The sequence below is a fragment of the Pseudomonas azadiae genome (assembly GCF_019145355.1).
GTDB classification, from domain to species: domain Bacteria; phylum Pseudomonadota; class Gammaproteobacteria; order Pseudomonadales; family Pseudomonadaceae; genus Aquipseudomonas; species Aquipseudomonas azadiae.
In genome coordinates, this window is record NZ_JAHSTY010000002.1 from 565322 (window position 1) to 586745 (window position 21424).

The following is a 21424-nucleotide window of genomic DNA, read 5'->3' on the forward strand; positions in this document are numbered from 1 at the left end:
GCTTGTCGGATCGCCGCACCGCTGCGATAGCACCAACCCGGTATGACAGAAAGACCGAGTCGTTTGCATCGCAGGCAAGCCAGCTCCCACAGGTACAGTGGTCACACGGGTCGTTGGGGTGTCAGTTGACCTTGAGCACCAACTTCCCGAAGTTCTCCCCATTGAACAGCTTCATCAGCGTCTCCGGGAACGTCTCCAGTCCCTCCACGATATCTTCCTTGCTCTTGAGCTTGCCCTGCGCCATCCAACCTGCCATTTCCTGGCCGGCGGCGGCGAAGTGAGCGGCGTGATCCATCACCACAAATCCTTCCATGCGCGCGCGATTGACCAGCAGTGACAGATAGTTGGCCGGCCCTTTCACGGCTTCCTTGTTGTTGTACTGGCTGATGGCGCCGCAAATCACCACGCGGGCTTTGAGCGCCAGACGGCTGAGCACCGCGTCGAGAATGTCGCCGCCGACGTTATCAAAATACACATCCACGCCCTTGGGGCACTCGCGCTTGAGGGCGGCGGGTACGTCTTCGCTCTTGTAGTCGATGGCGGCGTCAAAGCCCAACTCGTCCACCAGGAACTTGCACTTGTCGGCACCACCGGCAATACCCACCACGCGGCAGCCTTTGATCTTGGCGATCTGCCCGGCAATGCTGCCCACGGCACCGGCGGCGCCGGAGATCACCACGGTTTCACCCGCCTTGGGTGCGCCGGTGTCAAGCAGCGCGAAATAAGCGGTCATGCCGGTCATGCCCAGTGCCGACAAGTAGCGCGGTAAAGGCGCCAGTGCAGGATCGACCTTGTAGAAACCACGCGGCTCGCCCAAGAAGTAGTCCTGAACGCCCAGGGCACCATTGACGTAGTCACCGACCGAGAATTTCGGGTTGTTCGACGCGATCACTTTTCCCACGCCCAGCGCACGCATTACTTCACCAATGCCGACCGGCGGAATGTAAGACTTGCCTTCATTCATCCAGCCGCGCATGGCGGGGTCGAGGGACAAATATTCATTGCGTACCAGCACCTGGCCGTCCTGAGGCGTGCCCACCGGAACTTCCTGGTAGGTGAAGGTTTCCCGGGTGGCCGCGCCGACCGGGCGCTTGGCGAGCAGGAATTGGCGATTGGTCTGGGCGGTCATGGCAGGCACTCTTCTGAAAATGAACCTGAAGTGATAGACCTTGAACGCTTCAGGGGCAAGTTTCACCGACGGTGCGAATGCTGGCCGATAGGTGTTGCTGATAGTCAGCCGGTGGCTCTTATCACTGCGATCCATGCAGCCTCAACCGGCCTTCTGATAGTGCTGACACGTGCGGTGCGGCGTTGGCTAGACTCGACCTCCGGTTCCATTCCCCACAGGACATCCGTATGAGCATGACGTTTTCCGGCCAGGTTGCCCTGGTGACCGGCGCAGCCGCCGGTATTGGCCGCGCGACCGCGCTGGCGTTTGCCGCCGAAGGCCTGAAAGTAGTGGTCGCGGACCTGGATGCGGCGGGCGGCGAAGGCACCGTCGCCCTGATCCGGCAGGCCGGCGGCGAAGCCCTGTTTGTACGCTGTAACGTCACGCTGGAGGCCGATGTGCAGCAGTTGATGGCTCAGACTGTCGCCGCCTATGGCCGCCTGGATTATGCCTTCAATAATGCCGGGATCGAGATCGAGAAAGGCAAGCTGGCCGACGGCAGCCTGGATGAGTTCGACGCGATCATGAGCGTCAACGTCAAGGGCGTGTGGTTGTGCATGAAGTACCAGCTGCCGCTGCTGCTGGCCCAGGGCGGCGGGGCGATCGTCAACACCGCCTCGGTCGCGGGGTTGGGCGCAGCGCCGAAAATGAGCATTTATGCAGCGTCCAAACATGCGGTGATCGGCCTGACCAAGTCGGCAGCCATCGAATACGCGAAGAAGAAAATCCGCGTCAATGCGGTGTGCCCGGCCGTGATCGATACCGATATGTTCCGGCGCGCCTATGAAGCCGACCCGCGCAAAGCCGATTTTGCCGCCGCCATGCACCCGGTGGGGCGTATCGGCAAGGTCGAGGAAATCGCCAGCGCGGTGCTGTACTTGTGCAGCGATGGCGCGGCATTTACCACAGGCCAGGCCTTGGCGGTGGACGGTGGCGCAACGGCGATCTAGGACCTCACGTCGCCCTCCATTCGAAAAGGTTTGGCAGGGCTGTGGGGCGTTTCCATAGCTGGCAGTGTGCTCTGTCAGAATGTGTATCACTAAGTAAATAATTCAATAAAATCAATACTTTAATAAAACTTAGCCACGGGTTGCCAAGGGCTTCTGTGCTTAACTGTTCAGGGTTGAATAACAAACAGTTGAAGTGAGTGGCGCATGGATTTAGGGATCGATCGACAAGCCCTTGTACCGGTGGTGCAGCAAATCATCAGCGCAGTGGCGCAATGGATTCGCAACAGTGGAGCCAGCCCCGGCACACGCTTACCGTCCATTCGACAGCTGGCTCTCGATAACCTGCTGAGCCAGTCCAGCGTGATCGAGGCGTTCGAGCGGATGGTCGCCCAGGGCTTGCTGGTGTCGAAGCAGGGCTCGGGCTTCAGGGTGGCCGAGCCGCCGCCGTCGCAGGAAGGCCATTGGTACGAAGGCGCGGAGCGGGAATGGGGAGCGTTCGTCGATAACCCGTTGGGTGAGCTGAAACTGGGCTGCGGTTGGTTGCCGGATGCCTGGCGCGAAAGCGATGACATCAGTTACGCGATTCGCGAAGTCACCCGTACCGACACTGCGGGCCTGTTCAACTACAGCACACCATTAGGCCTGCCGGCGCTGCGCGAGCAACTGCTCAAGCGCCTGAGCCAGGTCCACATCGCCACCAACCTTGACCGTATCCTCACCACGGCAGGCGCCAGCCATGCCCAAGACCTGCTGATACGCACATTACTGAAGCCCGGCGACTGCGTGGTGGTTGAAACGCCGGGGTATGGCAATCTCTACCGGCAACTGGCCTTCCACGGCGTGCGCCTGCTACAAGTGCCGCGCACCCGCGGTGGCCCGGACATTGCGACCTTGGAAGTCCTGTTGCAGCGCCATCGCCCCAAGTGCCTGTTCATCAACAGCCTGTATCACAACCCCACGGGCTCGAGCCTGTGCCGCACCGTGGCCGAACGTTTGCTGGCGCTGGCGCAGCGTGAAAACTTCCTGATCATTGAAGAGGATGTATTCGGCGACTTGCAACACGCCAGTTGCACGCGGCTTTCGGCATTACCCCATGATGACCGGGTGATCTATGTCGCGAGTTTTTCCAAGACCCTGAGCTCTGCCCTGCGCGTGGGCTATCTCAGTGCGAGCACGGCGATCATCGCGCAGTTGGCCAGCCTCAAGACCTTGACCGGGTTTGGCACCTCGCGGTTTGCCGAGGCGGTGGTGGCGACGCTGCTGGCTAACGGCACCTATCGCAAGTGGGTACAGCGCCTGCGTAAGCGACTGAATACGCAAATGGCGGCGACATTGCAGGTGCTGGAGGATGAAGAGTGGGAAGTGTTCGCCACACCCGCCGGCGGCATGTTCCTGTGGGCGCGCCCAGGGGCGGGAGACTGTTCGCGGCTGCAGGCGTGCGCCCGGCGGCTCGGCGTTTTGTTATCGCCGGGAGCGCTGTTCAGCCCGACGGGCGAACCCAGTGAGTGGCTGCGTATCAATGTGGCTTACGCCGGTGATCAACGGGCCTTGGCGCTGTTCCGTGCAATGGGCCCCGCCAGATCGACCTCGACCGTCCTGAAAACGACGAGAGCGTAGCTTTTTGCCATTATCGTGGCGCCAGCGGCTTGTGTTCGATGCCCTGTGGTTGCGAATCTCGCCTATGTAAACCGGGCTTGATGGCATTTGCCATTGCGAGAGGACACAAGGCAATGATTTCGGCCGTGCAACGACAATTCGCCAACCTCGGTATGGCAAAAAAACTGGGCCTGGGTTTTACCCTGGTGCTGCTGTTGACGGCTCTGGTCGCCGCCATCGGCGTGTGGTCCCTGCAAACCGTCGGGCAACGGTTTGAGGGCCTCAAGGCCATGTCATCGCTCAACAGTGGCCTGCTCAAGGTGCGCCTGATCGAGCAGGACTACGCCCTGCATGCCGACCCCGAAGCCGTCGATGCTCTGCATGAGAGTGTCGATGCCTTGGCTGCCCTCGCGGCCAGCCTCAAGGCCCAGTCGGCGGCCAACGTGCCGGTGATGACCGATGTTGAACTCGCCTTGGCCGCCTACCGCAAGGCGTTCGATGAGTTCGTCGAATTGACCCAGACCAAGGACCTGGCGCTGGAAATGGCCAGTTGGTCGGTGTCCAGCGTCGCGAATAACCTCGACGTCTTGCAGGCCGGGCTGGCCGATGACGGCGCCTACGGCCTGAAGGAAAGCCAGGGCAAGGAGGGCGCCGAATTTATCGAGCAGGCGGGGCAGATCGGCCAGGTCTCACGCCTGATGTTGCAAGCCATGAACGAAGCCCATGTCCGTCTGGACCAGAGCCGCAAGGTGAGCGACGAAGACGCCGCCCAGGGCAAGATCGAGCAGGCCGATCAAGCCCTGGCCCAAGTCGAGCAACTGAAAACCACGGTCAAGGACTCTGGCTACCAGACCGTGCTCAATGAAGTCTCCGGGCATATCGCCGCGTTCAGCGAAAAGCTGGGCGAGTACACCGACCTGCTGGCGCAGGAGAAGATTGTTTATAAACAACTGCATGAGCGTGCCGACCAGGTTGTCAGCCGGGTCAACCTGGCTTATGACGCCGAAGACCAGTCGATGCAGGCACAGTTGAAGAAAAGCGCGCTGCTGATCGTCGGTTCTTCGGCCCTGGCGCTGCTGGTGGGGTTGATTGCGGCATGGCTGATTACCCGATTGATTGTCGCGCCGCTGCGCAGTGTGATTGCCGTGGCCCGGCAGATCGCCGCGGGCGATTTGAGCGGACGCATGGACGTCAGCCGCCGCGATGAAATCGGCCAATTGATGCAGGCGATGCAGCAGATGGGCAATGGCTTGAGCCAAATGGTCAGCGGCCTGCAAGCGGGCATCGAACAATTGGCCAATTCGGCGCAGTCATTGTCCAGCGTCACCGAACAGACCAACGCCGAAGTCAGCAACCAGAAGGAAGAAACCGAACAGGTTGCCACGGCGATGAACCAGATGACCGCCACCGTACACGACGTGGCGCGCAACGCCGAAGAGGCCGCGCAAGCGGCGCAGACGGCGGATGACAAAGTCGACAGCGGCCAGCAGGTGGTGCGCCAGAGTTTGCAGCGCATCGAATTGCTGGCCACCTCCAGCACCCAGGCCAGCGTCAGCATCGAGAGCCTGAGCGCAGAGATCCAGCACATCGGCACCGTGTTGAGCGTGATCAAAAGCGTGGCCGAACAGACCAACCTGCTGGCCCTCAACGCGGCCATCGAAGCCGCCCGTGCCGGCGAACAAGGCCGCGGCTTTGCGGTGGTGGCCGACGAAGTGCGCGCCTTGGCCAAGCGCACCCAGCAATCGACCGAAGAAATCGAGCGTCTGGTTGCTACCTTGCGCAGTGCGGCGCAGTCCTCGGTGCAGCAGATCCAGCAAAGCGGCGAGCTGGTGAAACTGGCGGTGAGCGACGCACTGGAAACCGAAAGTGCCCTGGGCAGTATCGCGGCGGCGGTGTCGTTGATCCAGCAGATGAACCAGCAGATTGCGGCGGCGGCCGAGGAGCAAAGCTCAGTGGCCGAGGAGATCAACCGCAGCGTCACCAGTATCCGCGCCAGTGCCGATCAGTCGGCGCTGAGCATGCAAGGCAACGCCGCGTCGAGCATTCAACTGGCGCAGTTGGGGGCGGAACTCAAGGGCATGGTGGGGCACTTCCGGCTGTGATCGCCGCGCGTACGCAGCGATCACAGGGGAGGGCGGTCAGGCGTGGTTGGCGAGGAAGGTCAGCAGCGCTTCGTTGACGAAGTCGGGGTTTTCCAGCGCGCTGATATGGCCCGCTTGCGGGACCTGGATCAGGCTGCACCCGATCAGGTCGGCCATTTCCCGGGATTCGGCCGGCGGGCGTGGTTTGTCCTGATCGCCGCACATCACCAGCGTGGTGTCGGCGTCCAGGCGCGGCAGTTGGTCCAGCACATCCTCTCGACTGAAGATCAGCCGCCCCAACGGCACCACGCTGTGTACCAGGCGATCCCGGGAAAAGTCCTGCAGGGCCTGGCGGAAATCCTGGTACAGCGCCGAGTCGCGATCGATATCCGGCCGGAAGAAGATCGGCGCGACCACATCCAGCAACGGCTCGGGAATGGCGCCGGCATCCTCGATCATCTTGAACAGCGAGAAATAGTACTGGCGCGTGGCCTCGGGCTCGGCACCCAGGTAAGTGTCCATCAGCACCAGGCTGTTGATCCGCTCGGGCGCCAACAACGCCAGACGCGCGCCCCACATGCCGCCCACCGACAGGCCAACCAGGTTGACCTTTGCGATGTCCAGATGGTCCAGCAGCACCAGGGCCTGGCGCGCGAGGTCATCAAGGGAGCGGGTTTGCGTGGGCAGCGGGCCTGATTCGCCATGCCCCCACAACTCGGGAACGATCACGCGGTACTGCTGCGACAGGGCTTCGATCTGCGGCGCCCACATGCCGCTGTCCCACAGGTAGCTCGAGCCCAGGAGGACGACGGGGCCGGAACCCTGGTCGAGGTAGTGCAGCGGTTGTCCAGCAATGATGGCGACAGGCATAGCGGGCCTCTGACTTCATGGAGTTAGGGGCACTTTTTTACGCTACTAGCGGGCGGGGGGATAGATCCAAACTGATAGCACTTGTAGTGAGCGGGCTTGCCCCGCGCTGGGGGGCGATGCCGCCCTGATCCAGTCACCGCGTTTTATCTGAAAGAATGCGGTGGCCCTGTTGGTGCGGCCTCACCCCCCAGCGCGGGCGGTGCGGCGATTCGACAAGCCCGCTCACTCCATCAGTCGTAGATGACTTTCTTTTTCCATTCGGCGTCGGCGTTGACTTCCTTCATGCCTTCGTTCAATTCGTTTACCTCGTCGGCGGTCTGCTTGCTGTTGGCCAGCACCGTGGAGTTGGCGCGGGCCAGTTGGGCTTCCAGCTGCTGCAGCTGTGCGCTATAGAGCACGGGCTCCGGTTGTTTGCGCAGGTACTGCGCGCCGCGTTCGAACGCCAGGCGCGCCTGGCCCGGCTGACCTTGCTGCAGGGCATGCTGGCCAAGATTGTTGAAGAACTCGATATGCAGCAACACCAGGATATGGCGGATTTCCTTGATCCAGTGCTTGGCCTCGTTGGCCGGCAGGAAACCGTCCTGGGCGGCACGGGTGACTTGCCCATGCAGCGCTTCGAGCAGGAAGCGCACGTCCTTGGCCTTGGCTTCGGTCTGGATCGGGGCGGGCGGGTTGTTCACCGGCAGCGATTCGCCCTGGGACACCAGGGCGTTCAATTCGGTGATGCGGGCCTTGATCGCAGCGTTGTTCTTGTTGAGGTTCAACAGGCGCTGATTGACGTTGAGCTCCAGCCGGGTCAGCAACAGTTTGAGCCCGGGGGTCATCAACTGGCCAGGGAAGGTCTCGGTGATTTCACCGCAACGGCGCAGGCGATCGTTGAGCTCGATCTCGGTGCGCTTCTTTTCCAGCTTGTTGTTTTCCACCACGTGGTTCATATAGCCAATGGCGATCAGTATTGCGATCCCGGCTATTACCAGCAGGGTGATCATGAGTGGTGTCACCGGTGCGACCTCTTTATAGGGTTTACAATGTGGAGTGTAGTGACTGGGCGACCCGGCGGATAGAACAGATCGACCAGTTGCCCAGGTAGTTTGCTTCTATAGAGTCGGATCTCGCGAATGGATGCACATTGCCATCATTTGCCGCAGCGAACTATAGCGTCTTGTCGGGTGCCGGAATATAGGCGTCAAGACCCGGGCGGGCGCAATCGCCCCGCAAGCCCGCAAAGCAGGGCGAAGTCATTGATTTAAATAAATTTATCCTTGGGGGTTGACGACCTTTCAATCCATCCATAGAATGCGCGCCACTTACAGCGTAAAGCACACAGCGAAACGCGGTAGGGAGTGAATGTTGTACGTGTGTCCCCTTCGTCTAGTGGCCTAGGACACCGCCCTTTCACGGCGGTAACAGGGGTTCGAGTCCCCTAGGGGACGCCAATATGCGGGAATAGCTCAGTTGGTAGAGCACGACCTTGCCAAGGTCGGGGTCGCGAGTTCGAGTCTCGTTTCCCGCTCCAAGTTTAAGCAGTGTGGCTCTCGGGCGGCACTGAGTGAAACCAGGGCATAATCTTCGGATTTAATCCTTGGGCACTGGGATACACACCATGTGTTCCAGTAGCGTGTCCCCTTCGTCTAGTGGCCTAGGACACCGCCCTTTCACGGCGGTAACAGGGGTTCGAGTCCCCTAGGGGACGCCATTTGCGGGAATAGCTCAGTTGGTAGAGCACGACCTTGCCAAGGTCGGGGTCGCGAGTTCGAGTCTCGTTTCCCGCTCCAAATATTAATCTACATACTTCCATTGGCGTCTGTAGGTCGTTGAAAAGAGGAGCTTCGCAGACTGTGTGAAAACCTGGCAATCTGCGTCGCGGTTTAAGAGAATGCCCCGTATCGAAAGATACGGGGCATTTTTGTTATGGCTTACATCCAGGGTCAAGCGCGCGATCAGACCAGCCTTTTTCCGGTTTCGCTGGAAGATTTAATCCCTGAGGATCACCTCGTTCGCGTGATTGATGCCTTCGTTGCCAAGCTCGATCTCATACGCTTGGGGTTCGACAAGGCGGTACCCAAAAGCACAGGCCGCCCCTCTTACGATCCGGCAGATCAGCTCAAGCTCTATCTGTACGGCTATTTCCAGCGTATCCGCTCCTCTCGTCGTCTCGAAGCCGAGTGCCAGCGCAACATCGAAGTCATGTGGTTACTCAACCGCCTCAAACCCGATTTCAAGACCATTGCCGACTTTCGCAAGGACAACAAACAAGCGTTCAGTGCAACGTGTCGGGTCTTCGTTCAGTTCTGCCGTACGGTCGGTTTGATTACTGGCGACCTGGTTGCCATTGATGGCAGTAAATTTCAGGCGGTAGCCTCTTCGCGGCGCCATCTGAACGTGAAACAGCTTAAGCGCCAGCAGGAAAAGCTGGATAAGCGCATCGTCCAATATCTGGCCGAACTGGATGAGGCCGATAAAGCCGAAGCGGGTGAAACCATTGACCGTAGCGCCATCAAGACAGCGCTGGAGCAACTTGAAGCCCGGCAACTGAACAACCTGACCTGCCAGGCGCTGATGAAGTCGATGGGGATCGAGCAGTTCAACACCGGCGAAAGCGATGCCCGAATGATGCGCACGCCCAAAGGCCCGCGGGTGGCTTATAACGTACAAACCGCCGTGGACGCTGAACACTGCTTGATCCTGCATCACGACGTGACACAAGACGGCAACGATACGCAGCAACTTGAGCCCATGGCCAAGGCTGCCAAAGAACAGTTGCAGCAGAGCGAACTGAGCGTGACCGCCGATGCGGGCTACTCCAATGGCAAGCAGTTCCAGGCGTGTGAAGAGGCGGGCATTACGGCGTATGTATCGCCCAACCGAGCAGTTAACCCCCGTAGCAAGGAGAAGGAACTCTTCGAGCGAGAAGATTTTACTTACGATGCGCAGCAGGATCAGTACCGATGCCCTGCTGGCAAACTGCTGACGCTCAAACAGCTGAATAAAGGTGAGCGCATTTACCATGCGGCTATCAGCGACTGCAGCAACTGTCCACTGAAAGGGCAATGCACCGACGCTCAGCGCCGATACGTCTCACGCCACGCCCATGAAGAAGCCTTCGAGCGAATGGAGCAGCGCATGCAGGCAAATCCCGAAATGATGGTGAGCCGAAGGTCAATCGTTGAGCACCCCTTCGGCAACCTTAAGCAATGGCTGTTTGGAAACGGCCGCTTCCTGCTGCGACAGTGCGAGGGGGCAAGAGCGGAAATGGCCTTGGCAGTGAGCGCCTACAACCTCAAAAGAGCGATCAATGTGCTGGGTGTACGTCGAATGATGGAGTTGATGGGCTGAAAAGCCTTTTTTCGCCTGTTACCTGCACAAAAGCAAACGCCCCGAACAAGTCGGGGCGTTTGCTTAGGCCGCCTTCAGCGTGTTTTCACACAGTCTGTTCGGCTCCTTTTTTCATTCCAGCCAAAGCCACGGACATCCACCGACAGCCAGCGTTTTTGAGGCCAATCGAGGACAAGGAATGCGGGTGGTGCCGGTAATCGTGGCATCTGCGCTACTACTGGCTCCGCGCGCAAAAGCGCCTCTCCCTGGGCACCTATTCTGAGATCGGTCTGCGTGAAGCACGCACCTTGCGTGATGAAGCGCGGGCGCTCCTGGCTGACCGCAAATATAAGCGACACGCTGCGGCTGTGAACAACATCCTGGGCAAGTGAGCAAGCAAGTAAGCTAGGCTGTTCGCACGACAGGCGGTCGGTATTCGACGGCCTGAAAACAAAGGCGCTATCAATGTCGAAGCATTTGCTGTTGGGCTGGACCCGTTCCTTGTGCGTGCTTGCTGCCTTGAGCGGCGCGGCCACCATGGCAGTTGCTGCCCCGCCTGAACAAACCGCTACGGCGGCATCGGGCACGCAATCGGTGTCCCTGGCAGGCGGCAAGCTGAAGTTCATGCTCAAAGGTGTCGAGGCCCGTACCTTGAACAGCGAGAACGGCGGCACGATGTACTTCGATCCGAAAAGCGAGCGGGCCATCATCGTTACCGAAGGCCCGGCGCCGACCGTAGGTACCGCCCCGGACGCTGCGTTTCGTCTTGCAGTGGATACCGTGAAGGAAAAGCAGCAGGCCGCGTCACCCAACTTTCGCATGACTGGCGAGAAGACCGTTCAGGTGAACGGCTTGAAGATGTACCGCCTGGACGGCACCGACGATTTCAACGGACTGAAACTGCTGGTGGCCTCGTTGATGACGATGAACGATCAGAAGATCACCGTCATTGAAGTGATGTCCAGGGTAAACGACCCGGACGGCCATACCGCTGCGTTGAAGAACATTCTGGGCAAGTAAACCCTGGGTTTGCGTAGGGTGGGCTGCATTGAAGGCTCCTTAGGCAGGCGATAGGAATTGATGCATGCCTCGTTCCCTTTCCATATTCAACAAAAACGCCGATCAGAGATGATCGGCGTTTTTGTTTGCGTGCGATTTATGCAAGCTGAAAAAAAGCCCGCCATCACGGCGGGCTCCTTGACTATCAGAGCTTCGGCAACTGCCCGATGCGTCCCATCATTTCAGTCACGATCTGCAAGTCCAGCAGGAACTGGTCGACGGTCTTGAACTCGTTGTCGGTGTGCCCGGTGTATTTCACTTCCGGCCGCGCCAGGCCGAATTGCACGCCGTTGGGCAGTTCGTGCACCGAAGTTGCGCCGGCCGACGTGCCAAACTTATGCTCCATGCCCAGGTTCTCGCTGGCCACCGCCAACAGGGCCTTGACCCATTCACCTTCCGGGTTGCGGTACATCGGCTCGGCCACGGAGTAGGTGAAGTCCACGTTGACCTTGGATTGCTTGTCCCAGGCGCTCAGCTTGTCGGCAATTTCGGCTTTCAGTTTCTCCGGCGACTTGCCCTTCGGCACGCGCAGGTTCACCGCCAGCTTGAAGGCTTTGTCATCCAGGCCGACAAAGGTCAACGAGGTGGTCAGTGGCCCCATGAACGCATCGGAGAAGCCCACGCCCAATTTTCCGCCCAGGTAATCCAGGCCCCAATTATCGGACGCATAACGCGCAGCGTCGGTGATGTGGTTGTGCTTGAGGGCGATTTTGCCGTCAACGCTGTGGATCAGCTCCAGCATGCGCGCGACCGGGTTCACCCCGGATTCAGGTTCCGACGAGTGAGCGGACACGCCGGTGACGGTCAGCTTGACGTCTTTGCCGTCGACTTTGGCGACGACTTCAAAATCGCCACCGTTGCGCTTGGCGTATTCGGTACCGGCTTTTTGCAGGCTGGCGGCCAACTCGGCAGGCTTGTCGCTCACGAAGGTCGCCACCGAGGCCGAAGGAATCTGGTTGGTCGCCATGCCGCCAGTCATCGAGATGATTTCGGCGCCTTCGCCTTCACCCTTGCGCCGCGGGAAGGTCGCCATCACCGTGCCGTAGCCTTTCTCGGCAATCACCACCGGGTAACCGCCATCCAGCGCAAGGTTGTATTGCGGCGTCGGGTTCTTTTCGAAGTAATAGGGAATCGCGTCGCCGGAGGTTTCTTCGGTGGTGTCCACCAGCAGCTTGAAGTTGCGCGCCAGCGGCAGCTTTTCTTCCTTGATCACCTTCATGGCATACATGGCCACTACGATGCCGTTCTTGTCATCTTCGGTACCACGGCCGTACATGCGATCGCCGATCAGCGTCACCTTGAACGGATCGAGCTGGGTGCCATCTTTCAGCACCCAATTCTCCGGCGTTACCGGCACCACGTCAGCGTGGGCGTGGATACCGACCACTTCGTTGCCGCTGCCTTCCAAGGTGATTTCGTACACACGGTTATCGATGTTGCGGAAATTCAGCTTGAAAGATTTTGCCAGCGCCTGGATTTTTCCGGCGATCTTGATGAATTCCGGATTCTTGTACTGCGGCACGCCGTCGACGTTAAACGTCGGGATCTCCACCAACTCACGCAGGGTCTCGGTGGCGGCCTTGCCGTACTTCACCCGGGTATAGATGCCCAGTAGCCGATTGATCTCGTTCTGCTGCTCGGCCTTCAGGGTTTTGTTGGCGAGGAAGGCACTGATTGCCGGGCCGACATCGTTGGTCTTGCCTAGGTCACCCTCGACCAAGGCGCCGAGAAAACCGCGAAAATCGGTGACGGAGCTTTCGTTGAATTGCTTGAGGATCGCCGTGCTCTGGTCCGGGGTGATGTTGGCGAAAGCGGAGCCGGTGACAGCCGAGAGGCTCGCTGCGAACAGCGTCGCAGCGGCCAGTTTTTTGAGTGAAAAGTGCATGGAGGGACGCATTCCTTTGCAGGTAGTCAGTGGGAGGTTTCTGATCGATGTGTCAGAAACATTTCCACACACTACCATTACTCAGGTGCCTTGGGTCAATGCTGGCCAGGGTGGGGCTCGGAATACTCCTTGGCGATGTCCAAGGCTCTAGCGTAGGGCCCATCCCACAACTGCCCATGCAATTGCCCTATACGCTTGGCCATCGCTTCATTGCGCATGACCACTTCCAGGTTGCGCGAATTATCCAGGTATCCACCCAGCCAGTTGCTGGTGCCGATCCATGCCACCTGCCCGTCTATTTCCATGGTCTTGCTGTGGATCACGCGTGCATAAGGGATAAACCCTTGCCTGGCTTCAGGCAGCGTGACGATTTTGATCTGCACGTTGGGCAGCACGGCGAGGCTTTTGAGGTAGGGCAGTTCCAGCCTGTCGGTGTTCCAGTTGGACACCATCAACTTGATCGACACGCCACGCGCTGCGGCTGCGCGCACGGCGTTGTCGATTACGGCGTAGTACGGACGGGTCTTGTCCGGTCCGTAGGACAGCGGCGCATAATCGAGCAGTTGCACGCGTACTTCGCGCGTTGCTTCGCCCAGCAAACGCGGCAGTTCGAGCTGCGAATCGCCTACGCCCGGCGGGTTGTAGCGTTGCGGGCTGGCCACCAGGTAGTTGCCGCTGCGCGGTGGTTCCTTGCCCACGACAGGCTGCGGCACCGGTTTGTTTTCGCTCAACGCCTGTTGTGCATTCCAGTCCTGCTCGAAGATCGCTTGCACCTGGCCCACCACCGTTGCATCGCTGATAAGCAACCCGGTTTCGTGGATATGTTCCAGCGAGCGCCAGTCGAAATTCTGGCTGCCCACAAACGCCTGCTTGCCATCCACCACCATGTATTTGGCGTGGATGATTCCACCGCTCACGCTCGCGTAGGGCAATACCCGAAAGGTCAGGTTGGGGATCGCGCGTAGGCGCTCCAGAGTGGTCGCTTCCGATAACTTGATGCCTTTTTCTTCCAGCAGAAAGCGAATCTTCACACCGCGTTTGCCGGCCGCTTCCAAGCGCTCGATCACCCGGTCCAGCACCGAGCCAGGATGGTCGGCGGCGTAGAACTGGCCGATATCAATGCTGCTTTTTGCGCCGTCAAACAGTTCGGTCCATACCGGGCCGGGCTGACGCAAGTCGTCAGTGCCGAGGGCGGTATCCACCGGCACGGTGTGTACCAACTCAAACCCCGGAATCGAAAAGTCAGCCTGGACCAGCGGACTCATCAGCAAGCCCGCCAGGCCTGCGATGCGCACTTTCAGGGAAATGGACATAGGCATTCCTTGCAGAAAAAAAGAGCGGGCGCATTGCGCGCCCGCAGGTACGTTTACGCCGTGCGGCTGTGCAATGGGGTCGGTAGCAGGTGCGCTACCTCATTCTGTACGCGGGCACCGGTGGCGGCGCGAATCAGCAGGATTTTCAGCTGGTCATTGATGCGCTCCAGGCTGTCCTGGAAAAAGTTGTGGAACACCACGCAGAACAGCGCGATGGCGATCCCCAGGCCGGTGGCGAACAACGCCGTACCGATACCACCGGAAATCTGCCCCGGGTCGGACACACCCGCCGTAGCCAGCGCCTTGAAGGTGTCGATGATGCCGAGGATGGTGCCCAGCAGGCCCAGCAACGGGGCGGCGGTGGTGATGGTCTCGATGATCCACAGGCTGCGGGCCAACGGCGCGCGAGTCGTCAGGTATTGGGTCTCGATGACGTCATCCAAGTCCTTTCGCGAACCCTGCGAGGCTTTTTGCGCCAGTACCGGCAGCACCATGTTCAACGGCAGGCTGTCGCGACGGGCCAGGCTTTGCGGCAAGTCGCGTTCACTGTGCACGTTGGCGCCCAGTACCTCGACCAGCGCACGGGCCTGGCGGCGTACGTAAGCGAAGTAGATACCGCGCTCGATGGCGATAAAGATAGCGATGGCCATCGCGGCATACATCACATAAAAGGTGATGTCGTGGAGAAGGTTCATGTCCATGTTCAATTACCTCGCCGTTAGAAATTGGCTTCCAGGGAAACCGTTACAGTGCGTTCCAGGCCCACGATGTAGGCGGGGTCACCGTCGCGAAAGCCGTTGTAGCTGGCCGCGTTGGTCTTGGTGGTGTACACGCCGTCCAGGTACTTCTTGTCGAACAGGTTGTCGACGTTCAGGCGCAAGGTCGCGTCCTTGACCACCTTCTTGTCCACCGGCAGGTAGATGCCGGCGCCGGCGTTGAATACGGTGCGGCCGGAGATCGCTTCATCGTTGGTCAGGTCGCCGTAGAGCTTGCTGGTGTACTTGCCGCCAAAGGTGCCGTAGAAGCGGCCGTCGTCGTAACCGATGTTGGCCGCGAGCATGTTTTTCGGCACGTTGGCGAACTGCTTGCCGCGGGTAGGCAGCAGGATGGCCTGGCCTGCGTTGTAGGCGGTCAAGTCGTCTTGCTGTTCGGCCTTGGTGTAGGTGTAAGAGGTGTAGTAGTTGAAGTGGTTGGGCAGCAGGCCGCTCCACTCCAGCTCCAGGCCGCTGTTGTTGACGGCGCCGGCGTTGATGTCGGCGAAATCACCGTTGATATCGCGGGATGAGACCTGGCGATCCTTGAACTGCATGTAGAACAAGGTGGCGGCAACGGTCATGTCCTCATCGGTGTAGCGCCAGCCCAACTCGTGGTTCCAACTGGTCTCCGGCTTGGCATCGATGGAGCCCGCGCCTTGGTCGTACAGCACGTAGTTTTGCGGAATGCGCATATTGCGCGACAGGCTGTAGAACACTTGGTCGCGCTCATCCAACTGGTATTTGAGGCCGACGTTGGGCAGCAGTTTGTTGTAAGTCTGGTTACGTTTCTCGGCCTGTTCGGTGAGGCTGCCGTGGTTGGTGCCTTCACGCTTGACGTTCATGTAGGCCAGGCCCGCGACCAGGGTCCAGTCCGGGTTGATGTACCAGGTGTCCTGGGCCCAGACCTTTTGCGCCGGGGTGACGGTGAAACGGTCGCGACCCTGGATGGTGTTGCCGTTGGCATCCACCACCGCGTCGTTGGAGTCCGGCCAGGTGTCGACCGGCTTGCCGCTGGGCTTGAGCGCAATGAATGGTTGGGTCTGGCTCTGGCGCGCGCGTTCGTACCAATAGCCCACTTGCACGCTGTGGTCGCCCAGGTCCCAGTTCAGTTTGGTGGTGATGCCCGGACGCCAGGTCTGGGTGCGCGAAGGGCGGTAGTACACGCCGCTGTTTGGGGTGCCGTCGGCGTTGTATTGGGCGCCGGTGGGCAGGTTGCCAAGGTCGAACACGCCACCCTGGTTGGAGCCGCTGTTCAGCGCATAGCTGGAGGCGCCAACGCCGCTGCCGTTACCCCAGTAGTAATACGGAATCACCGACAGCGCGAGATTGTCCGCCAGTTTGAACTGGGTATTGAGCACGGCGGTGAACGTCTGGAACGGGTTCTGCGCCAGGGCGTAATAGCTGTTGTACTTGCCGTTGCTGCCCACGCTGGGCTTGGCAGGGTAGGGGTCGTACTTGCGGCCGTTCTGCTGGAACTGGGCTTTGGTCAGTTGGCTGTAGCTGTTGTTGTCCTGTTCGTGGTACTTGAGGATCAGGTTGGCGGTGTTGCCATCGCCCGCATCAAAGAAGCTGTTCCATTCGACTTTGTCCGCACGCACCGCGCCCGACCCCCGCCACATCTGGCCTTCGGTGTGGGACGCCGACAACCAGTTGCTCAGGCCATTGATCTCGCCGGTATTGAGGCGGGCAAAGGTCTTGCGCGTGGCGTTGCTGCCCATGATCTGTTTGACGAACGCGCCGGTTTCCTTGGTCGGGCGAATGGTCACGATACCGATGTTGCCGCCGCTGGAACCGATGTGCGGGCCGTCAGCCTCGGCCGCGCCCTGGGTGACAAAGATCTGGTCGATGTTTTCCGGGTCGCCCAGCAGGTTGGAGTACAGCGCGTAGTTGCCGGAATCGTTGATTGGCATGCCGTCCACCGACATCCCCACCTGGTCGGAGTTGAGCCCGCGCATGGTGAAGCGAAAGCCGGACAGGCCGGTGGCGTCCTCGCTGGAGATATTCAGGCCCGGGGTGTATTTGAGCTTGTCCACGGCGTTGCCGGTGGCGGTCTGTTTATCCAGCGCTTCCTTGGTGACGGTGGAGCGGCCCTTGATGCTTTCTTCCTGCACCATGTAGCCGCCACCGGCGGTGGCCTTGCCCTGGACCCCAATCGTACCGACGTCGCTGTCGCGGGTGTCGGCCATGGACATGCCATGCCCCATGCTTGCGGCTACGAGTGCCAGATGAATCCGTGTGAACCTCATCAGTGTCGTCCTGGTGTCGGGTGCTTATTGCACGCTGTAATTGAAGGTGGCGGTGAAGCGCTGCTCATTGCGTCCCCCGAAGGCTTGCTCGGGGAACGGCTTGACTTGCTTGATACGACGCAAGCTGTTGGTGGCGGCCCGGTTGAGCAACATGCTCGAGGCCTGGGTTTGCAAGCCGGAGTCGAGAACCCGGCCCTGGCGATCTACCAGCAACCACACCACCACCTCGCCCGTCGGGCGTTCAAGGGAGGCCTGGCGTCCGGTGGGGTATTGCTTGTAGGTGTCCAACTCGTTGCGCAGACCCTTGAGGTAACCGCCTTCCAGCGCTTGGCCATCGACTTTCGGTGGGGCAGGCGGCGCGGGCGTCGTTGCGACCTGGGCGATGGCTGCCGGTGCCGGTTTAGCGGCAATGGGCGCTGGCGCTGGCACAGGGGTTGGCTTGGCCACCACCGGTTTGGGCACCGGTTTCGGCTTGGGCTTGGGTTCAGGTTTTGGCAGTGGTTTCGGTGGAGGCGGAGGTGGGGCCGGTTCGGCCTCTTCGTCCTCGACCAGCGGCGGTGGCGGTTCTTGTTCCACCACAGGCTGCGCAATCACTGGCGGCTCTGGCTCTGGCTCGACCAGCGCCAGCTCAACCGCCGACTCGTCGTACACCGGCTCGACCTTCAGCGTCTGGGACTGGATACCCAGTGCAATAAGCACCAGAGCGATCACGGCCGGGACACTGCCCAGCAACTGACGCGCACGAAACAGAACGTACATGATCAGGACTTGCGCGTGGCAATGGACACGGAGGTAAAGCCACCCAGGCGCAGGGTGTCCATCACCTCCACAAGGCGCGAAACCTCTACGCCTTTGTCGCTGTTAACGATGATGGTCGACTTGGTCTCGGGCGTTTGCGCGGCCTTCAGCGCCGGCACCAGTGCGTCGACCGTGAGGTCCTTGCCATCCAGTTGCAGTTGGCCTTCGAGACCCAGGGTCAGGATGAATTTGTTCTGCGGCTTGAGCTGCTGCGAACTGCTGGCGCTGGGCAACTGCGTCTTCATGCCGAGGGCCGGAATCACGTTCAGGCTCACGAGTACGAAAAACACCAGGAGGAACATCATCACGTCGATCATCGGGATCAGTTCGATGTGCGCCTTGCGTTTTTTCGGTTCGTCCCAGGTTCTCATTCCGTTACCCCGTTATTGAATTAGGGGCGATACGCTAACAACCAAAGATGACCGAATGGTTAACTTTAATTGACGCTTTGAGGGCTCTAGGACGGGTATTACAGACGATTCCTCGGTCATTTTAACGACGTAACAGAATTGAAACCCGACAGGGGCATTCTCGGAAACTTTACATTGAGGGCTCCCGAAGATGAGTAGCCAATTGCCACAGTTGTTCACCGCGCGCCTGCTGCTGCGAGCACTGCAGAAACACCAGGCCGAGACATTGCGCACCCTCGCCAACGGCCCGAAGATCGCCGACAACACCGCTAGCGTCCCATCGCCCTACACCCTCGAAACGGCGCAGGATTTTATCGATGGCATGCAGGAAAAATTTCGTTCATCCAACCTGTTGAGCCTGGGCATGCATCGGCGTGACAGCGGTGAGCTGATCGGCGTCGCCAGCCTGCGTGTCAACCCGGCGCACCTTTACGGGCACTTGGGTGGATGGGTAGCGGCGGACGCTCGAAACCAGGGGTATGCGGCGGAAGCGGCGACAGCCCTGATGGACTATGGCTTTGCCGAACTTGGCCTGCATCGTTTGGGTAGCCAGTGTTTCAGCCGCAACAAGGAGTCGGCGCGGGTCATGGAGAAAATCGGCCTGCAGTGTGAAGGTTGCATGCGTGGCGCGTTCCTTAAGAACGGCGTGCATGAAGACATGCTGGTGTTCGCCATGGTGCGCGAAGACTGGGAGTCTCGGCGGTGAGCGGCGAGGTCGATCACGGCCGGCGTCGGGTGCTTGCCGGGCTGGCGGTCGCTACCACCTTTTCGATCCTTAGCCCGTTTGCCCGCAGTGCCGGCGTGGATTACCCGTTCACCTTGGGTGTGGCCTCCGGTGACCCGGTGCCGGATGGCTTTGTGATCTGGACGCGCCTGGCACCGCTGTTCAATGCGGCGGATGGCCAGGGAGGCTTGAGGCATGCGGTGGCAGTGCGTTGGCGGGTTGCCGGCGACGCGGCGATGACCCGTGTCGTGCGCCAGGGCGAAGTCATGGCCAGCGAGCGGTGGGGGCATTCGGTGCATGTGGAAGTGGCGGGGCTGGAGGCGGGCAGGCCGTACTGGTATCAGTTCGAAGGGCTCGGCGCGCAAAGTCCGGTGGGGCAGTCACGCACGGCGCCCGCCTTGCATGCCATGGCCTCGGCGCGCCTGGGGTTTGTCTCGTGTTCTCATTGGGAGCGGGGGTATTTCAGTGCCTATCGCCACTTGGCGCAGGAGCAGCCCGACCTGGTGTTCTTTCTCGGTGATTATATCTACGACAGTTCCTATGCGGCGGACTCGGGCAAGGTCATTCGCGCCCATGGCAGCGCCAATGCGGTCAGCCTGGCGGACTATCGCAACCGCTACGCCTTGTACAAAACCGATCCGGACCTGCAAGCCTTGCACGCTGCAGCACCGAGCGTGGCGACCTGGGACGATCACGAGGTACAGAACGACTACGCCAGCCGCTGGTCGCAAGACCCAAAAATCCCGGTGGCGCAATTCCTGCGGCAGCGGGCGGCGGCCTACCAGGCGTATTACGAACATATGCCGCTGCGCGCCAGCAGCATCCCGAAAGGGCCGGACATGCGTATCCATCGGCGGCTGGACTACGGCCGATTGGCCCGTTTCCACGTACTCGACGGCCGGCAATACCGCTCCGAACAACCCTGCATCCTGGCCAATGGCAGTCATCAGGGGCATATCGCCGACAATCTGTGTCACGACTTGCGCGACCCTGGCCGCACGATGCTTGGCTGGCAGCAAGAAGCCTGGCTGGACCAGGGATTTGCCCAGTCGAAGGCACAATGGAACATCATCGCCCAGGACCTGCTGGTGGCGCCGTTGACTCAGCGCGACCTGACCAACCATAAACCGGGACGCTGGACTGACGGCTGGGATGGCTATATGGCCAACCGCTCACGAATGCTGGCCTCCCTGGAGCGCAATCGCGTCAACAACCCGGTGTTCTGGGGCGGGGATATTCATTCGTTCTGGGTAACCGACCTGCATGTCGATGGCAACGATCCGGATTCGCGCGTGGTGGCCACCGAGTTCGTTGGGACTTCGGTCACCTCCGACGGGCCGCCGTTCGACGCGTTCAGCAAGATCCTGCCGCTTAACCCCCATGTAAAGTTTTTCGACAGCCGCCAGCGCGGGTATGTATCGGTGCGAGTGCAGGAGGACAAGATGCTCACCGACCTGCGTGTGATTACCGACCCGCGCGACCCGGCGGCCACGGTATCAACCCTCAAGTCGTTTGTCGTGGAATCGGGCCGGCCGGGGGCGATTGCGCTTTAACTGACGTCGTAGCGCACCGACAGCGCGCCCTTTTTCTCCGACAGGGCCAGGATGGTCACCTGGCCCAGCTCGCCCAATCTCTGCACATGGGTACCGCCGCAGGCATACGCGGGCAATGGGCCGAAGCCGACTTCACGGGTGCCGTCTTCCAGGTTCATATGGCGCGGGTAGTCCGCAGCAATCCACTGGTTGAGCTGTTGCTGGAGCGCCTCGGCCTCCATGGCTTGCGCCGCCTCGCCACGAATAAAGGTGATCTTGCCTTCGCCTGGCCAGTGATGCGCCTTGATCGGCATCCAGCCCAGGGACTCGCCGGCGTTGCCGATCAGATGCCCGGCCGAATGCAGCCGGGTGTGCAACGCGCGGCGCTGTTCATCGACCTGCGCGGTGACCGGGCCTGGCGCCAATGGCCGGTCGACGTAGTGCACCACTCGATCGGCTTCCTGGGCAACGCGCAGCACCGTGCTTTCGCCGAGCCAACCGGTGTCGAAGGGTTGCCCACCGCCTTGCGGGTGGAAAATCGTCGATTGCAGGATGACCGCAAACTGCTGCTCGTGAGGGGTGCAACTCAGCACCTCAAGCTCGGCCGTCAGGTGGTCATGGGTGAAAAACAGGCGTTCGGTCATTATCTACATCCGCATCAGGGTTCTGCGGGCAGTATAAGTTGTGCGTGTATCGGCGATAATCCGCCCATCTATCAATGG

Annotated in this window: 17 protein-coding genes, 4 tRNA genes and 2 pseudogenes; 13 read left to right on the forward strand and 10 right to left on the reverse strand. The window is 60.2% G+C overall.

Annotated elements, in window-relative coordinates:
- Positions 1-121: 121 nt before the first annotated feature.
- The gene (locus KVG91_RS19005; protein ID WP_169376529.1) at positions 122-1129 is read right to left on the reverse strand and encodes an NADP-dependent oxidoreductase; all 1008 of its coding nucleotides are present in this window, start codon (positions 1127-1129) and stop codon (positions 122-124) included.
- Between the two features lie 227 nt (positions 1130-1356).
- Between KVG91_RS19005 and KVG91_RS19010 the strand changes: the two genes are divergently transcribed.
- The 4 genes and pseudogenes from KVG91_RS19010 (at position 1357) to KVG91_RS28040 (ending at position 5816) form a co-directional block, all read left to right on the forward strand.
- Positions 1357-2118, forward strand: a complete 762-nt coding sequence (locus tag KVG91_RS19010; protein ID WP_169376530.1) for an SDR family oxidoreductase — start codon at positions 1357-1359, stop codon at positions 2116-2118.
- 204 nt (positions 2119-2322) lie between these two features.
- On the forward strand, positions 2323-3735 hold the full coding sequence (locus KVG91_RS19015) for an aminotransferase-like domain-containing protein (protein WP_169376531.1): 1413 nt from the start codon (positions 2323-2325) through the stop codon (positions 3733-3735).
- A gap of 995 nt (positions 3736-4730) precedes the next feature.
- Positions 4731-4910: pseudogene (locus KVG91_RS28035) on the forward strand (HAMP domain-containing protein); the annotation flags it as partial.
- A 201-nt stretch (positions 4911-5111) separates the two neighbouring features.
- Positions 5112-5816 (forward strand): methyl-accepting chemotaxis protein, encoded by a 705-nt coding sequence (locus KVG91_RS28040; protein ID WP_404822451.1) that lies wholly within the window; start codon positions 5112-5114, stop codon positions 5814-5816.
- A gap of 36 nt (positions 5817-5852) precedes the next feature.
- On the opposite strand, the gene KVG91_RS19025 is transcribed toward KVG91_RS28040, so the two are convergent.
- Both KVG91_RS19025 and KVG91_RS19030 read right to left on the reverse strand, forming a co-directional pair.
- Positions 5853-6665, reverse strand: a complete 813-nt coding sequence (locus KVG91_RS19025) for an alpha/beta fold hydrolase (protein ID WP_169376533.1) — start codon at positions 6663-6665, stop codon at positions 5853-5855.
- A 230-nt stretch (positions 6666-6895) separates the two neighbouring features.
- Positions 6896-7666, reverse strand: coding sequence for a hypothetical protein (locus KVG91_RS19030; RefSeq protein WP_169376534.1), 771 nt, complete (start codon positions 7664-7666; stop codon positions 6896-6898).
- A 359-nt stretch (positions 7667-8025) separates the two neighbouring features.
- On the opposite strand from KVG91_RS19030, the gene KVG91_RS19035 reads away from it, so the two are divergent.
- The 7 genes and pseudogenes from KVG91_RS19035 to KVG91_RS19060 all read left to right on the forward strand — a co-directional run bounded on the left by KVG91_RS19035 (position 8026) and on the right by KVG91_RS19060 (position 11000).
- Positions 8026-8101 (forward strand) — tRNA-Glu (locus tag KVG91_RS19035).
- 4 nt (positions 8102-8105) lie between these two features.
- Positions 8106-8181: transfer RNA gene (locus KVG91_RS19040), tRNA-Gly, on the forward strand.
- Positions 8182-8285: 104 nt separating this feature from the next.
- Positions 8286-8361 (forward strand) — tRNA-Glu (locus KVG91_RS19045).
- 3 nt (positions 8362-8364) lie between these two features.
- Positions 8365-8440: transfer RNA gene (locus tag KVG91_RS19050), tRNA-Gly, on the forward strand.
- A 136-nt stretch (positions 8441-8576) separates the two neighbouring features.
- Positions 8577-10001: an IS1182 family transposase gene (locus KVG91_RS19055; protein WP_217894880.1), complete on the forward strand. Its 1425-nt coding sequence runs from the start codon at positions 8577-8579 to the stop codon at positions 9999-10001.
- A 197-nt stretch (positions 10002-10198) separates the two neighbouring features.
- Positions 10199-10342 (forward strand): annotated as a pseudogene (locus tag KVG91_RS27610) (Arm DNA-binding domain-containing protein); the annotation flags it as partial.
- 103 nt (positions 10343-10445) lie between these two features.
- Positions 10446-11000, forward strand: a complete 555-nt coding sequence (locus KVG91_RS19060; RefSeq protein WP_169376525.1) for a DcrB/PsbP domain-containing protein — start codon at positions 10446-10448, stop codon at positions 10998-11000.
- Positions 11001-11184: 184 nt separating this feature from the next.
- On the opposite strand, the gene KVG91_RS19065 is transcribed toward KVG91_RS19060, so the two are convergent.
- The 6 genes from KVG91_RS19065 to KVG91_RS19090 all read right to left on the reverse strand — a co-directional run bounded on the left by KVG91_RS19065 (position 11185) and on the right by KVG91_RS19090 (position 18407).
- Entirely contained in the window at positions 11185-12924 is a 1740-nt protein-coding gene (locus KVG91_RS19065; RefSeq protein ID WP_169376524.1) for a dipeptidase, read from the reverse strand.
- 95 nt (positions 12925-13019) lie between these two features.
- Positions 13020-14237: a phospholipase D-like domain-containing protein gene (locus KVG91_RS19070; RefSeq protein WP_169376523.1), complete on the reverse strand. Its 1218-nt coding sequence runs from the start codon at positions 14235-14237 to the stop codon at positions 13020-13022.
- 53 nt (positions 14238-14290) lie between these two features.
- Entirely contained in the window at positions 14291-14938 is a 648-nt protein-coding gene (locus KVG91_RS19075) for a MotA/TolQ/ExbB proton channel family protein (protein ID WP_169376522.1), read from the reverse strand.
- 17 nt (positions 14939-14955) lie between these two features.
- Positions 14956-17238 carry a TonB-dependent receptor gene (locus tag KVG91_RS19080; protein ID WP_169376521.1) on the reverse strand — a complete coding sequence of 761 codons (2283 nt, stop codon included), beginning with the start codon at positions 17236-17238 and terminating at the stop codon, positions 14956-14958.
- Between the two features lie 24 nt (positions 17239-17262).
- Positions 17263-17997, reverse strand: a complete 735-nt coding sequence (locus KVG91_RS19085) for an energy transducer TonB family protein (protein ID WP_169376520.1) — start codon at positions 17995-17997, stop codon at positions 17263-17265.
- 2 nt (positions 17998-17999) lie between these two features.
- A complete protein-coding gene (locus KVG91_RS19090) occupies positions 18000-18407 on the reverse strand; it encodes an ExbD/TolR family protein (RefSeq protein WP_169376519.1) in 408 nt (135 codons plus the stop codon).
- Positions 18408-18597: 190 nt separating this feature from the next.
- On the opposite strand from KVG91_RS19090, the gene KVG91_RS19095 reads away from it, so the two are divergent.
- Positions 18598-19152, forward strand: a complete 555-nt coding sequence (locus tag KVG91_RS19095; protein ID WP_169376518.1) for a GNAT family N-acetyltransferase — start codon at positions 18598-18600, stop codon at positions 19150-19152.
- Positions 19149-20723 carry an alkaline phosphatase D family protein gene (locus KVG91_RS19100; RefSeq protein WP_169376517.1) on the forward strand — a complete coding sequence of 525 codons (1575 nt, stop codon included), beginning with the start codon at positions 19149-19151 and terminating at the stop codon, positions 20721-20723. The genes KVG91_RS19095 and KVG91_RS19100 overlap by 4 nt, the downstream gene beginning before the upstream one ends.
- Here KVG91_RS19100 and KVG91_RS19105 read toward each other — a convergent pair.
- Positions 20720-21346, reverse strand: coding sequence for an alanyl-tRNA editing protein (locus tag KVG91_RS19105; RefSeq protein WP_169376516.1), 627 nt, complete (start codon positions 21344-21346; stop codon positions 20720-20722). The two genes, KVG91_RS19100 and KVG91_RS19105, sit on opposite strands and share 4 nt — an antisense overlap.
- Between the last annotated feature and the right edge of the window lie 78 nt (positions 21347-21424).

What these genes read in the sequence shown, in the direction of transcription:
- KVG91_RS19005 (WP_169376529.1), bottom strand. Translation starts at nt 1,129, where the DNA reads ATGACCGCCCAGACCAATCGCCAATTCCTGCTCGCCAAGCGCCCGGTC.
- KVG91_RS19010 (WP_169376530.1), top strand. Translation starts at nt 1,357, where the DNA reads ATGAGCATGACGTTTTCCGGCCAGGTTGCCCTGGTGACCGGCGCAGCC.
- KVG91_RS19015 (WP_169376531.1), top strand. Translation starts at nt 2,323, where the DNA reads ATGGATTTAGGGATCGATCGACAAGCCCTTGTACCGGTGGTGCAGCAA.
- KVG91_RS28040 (WP_404822451.1), top strand. Translation starts at nt 5,112, where the DNA reads ATGACCGCCACCGTACACGACGTGGCGCGCAACGCCGAAGAGGCCGCG.
- KVG91_RS19025 (WP_169376533.1), bottom strand. Translation starts at nt 6,665, where the DNA reads ATGCCTGTCGCCATCATTGCTGGACAACCGCTGCACTACCTCGACCAG.
- KVG91_RS19055 (WP_217894880.1), top strand. Translation starts at nt 8,577, where the DNA reads ATGGCTTACATCCAGGGTCAAGCGCGCGATCAGACCAGCCTTTTTCCG.
- KVG91_RS19060 (WP_169376525.1), top strand. Translation starts at nt 10,446, where the DNA reads ATGTCGAAGCATTTGCTGTTGGGCTGGACCCGTTCCTTGTGCGTGCTT.
- KVG91_RS19065 (WP_169376524.1), bottom strand. Translation starts at nt 12,924, where the DNA reads ATGCACTTTTCACTCAAAAAACTGGCCGCTGCGACGCTGTTCGCAGCG.
- KVG91_RS19070 (WP_169376523.1), bottom strand. Translation starts at nt 14,237, where the DNA reads ATGTCCATTTCCCTGAAAGTGCGCATCGCAGGCCTGGCGGGCTTGCTG.
- KVG91_RS19075 (WP_169376522.1), bottom strand. Translation starts at nt 14,938, where the DNA reads ATGGACATGAACCTTCTCCACGACATCACCTTTTATGTGATGTATGCC.
- KVG91_RS19080 (WP_169376521.1), bottom strand. Translation starts at nt 17,238, where the DNA reads ATGAGGTTCACACGGATTCATCTGGCACTCGTAGCCGCAAGCATGGGG.
- KVG91_RS19085 (WP_169376520.1), bottom strand. Translation starts at nt 17,997, where the DNA reads ATGTACGTTCTGTTTCGTGCGCGTCAGTTGCTGGGCAGTGTCCCGGCC.
- KVG91_RS19090 (WP_169376519.1), bottom strand. Translation starts at nt 18,407, where the DNA reads ATGAGAACCTGGGACGAACCGAAAAAACGCAAGGCGCACATCGAACTG.
- KVG91_RS19095 (WP_169376518.1), top strand. Translation starts at nt 18,598, where the DNA reads ATGAGTAGCCAATTGCCACAGTTGTTCACCGCGCGCCTGCTGCTGCGA.
- KVG91_RS19105 (WP_169376516.1), bottom strand. Translation starts at nt 21,346, where the DNA reads ATGACCGAACGCCTGTTTTTCACCCATGACCACCTGACGGCCGAGCTT.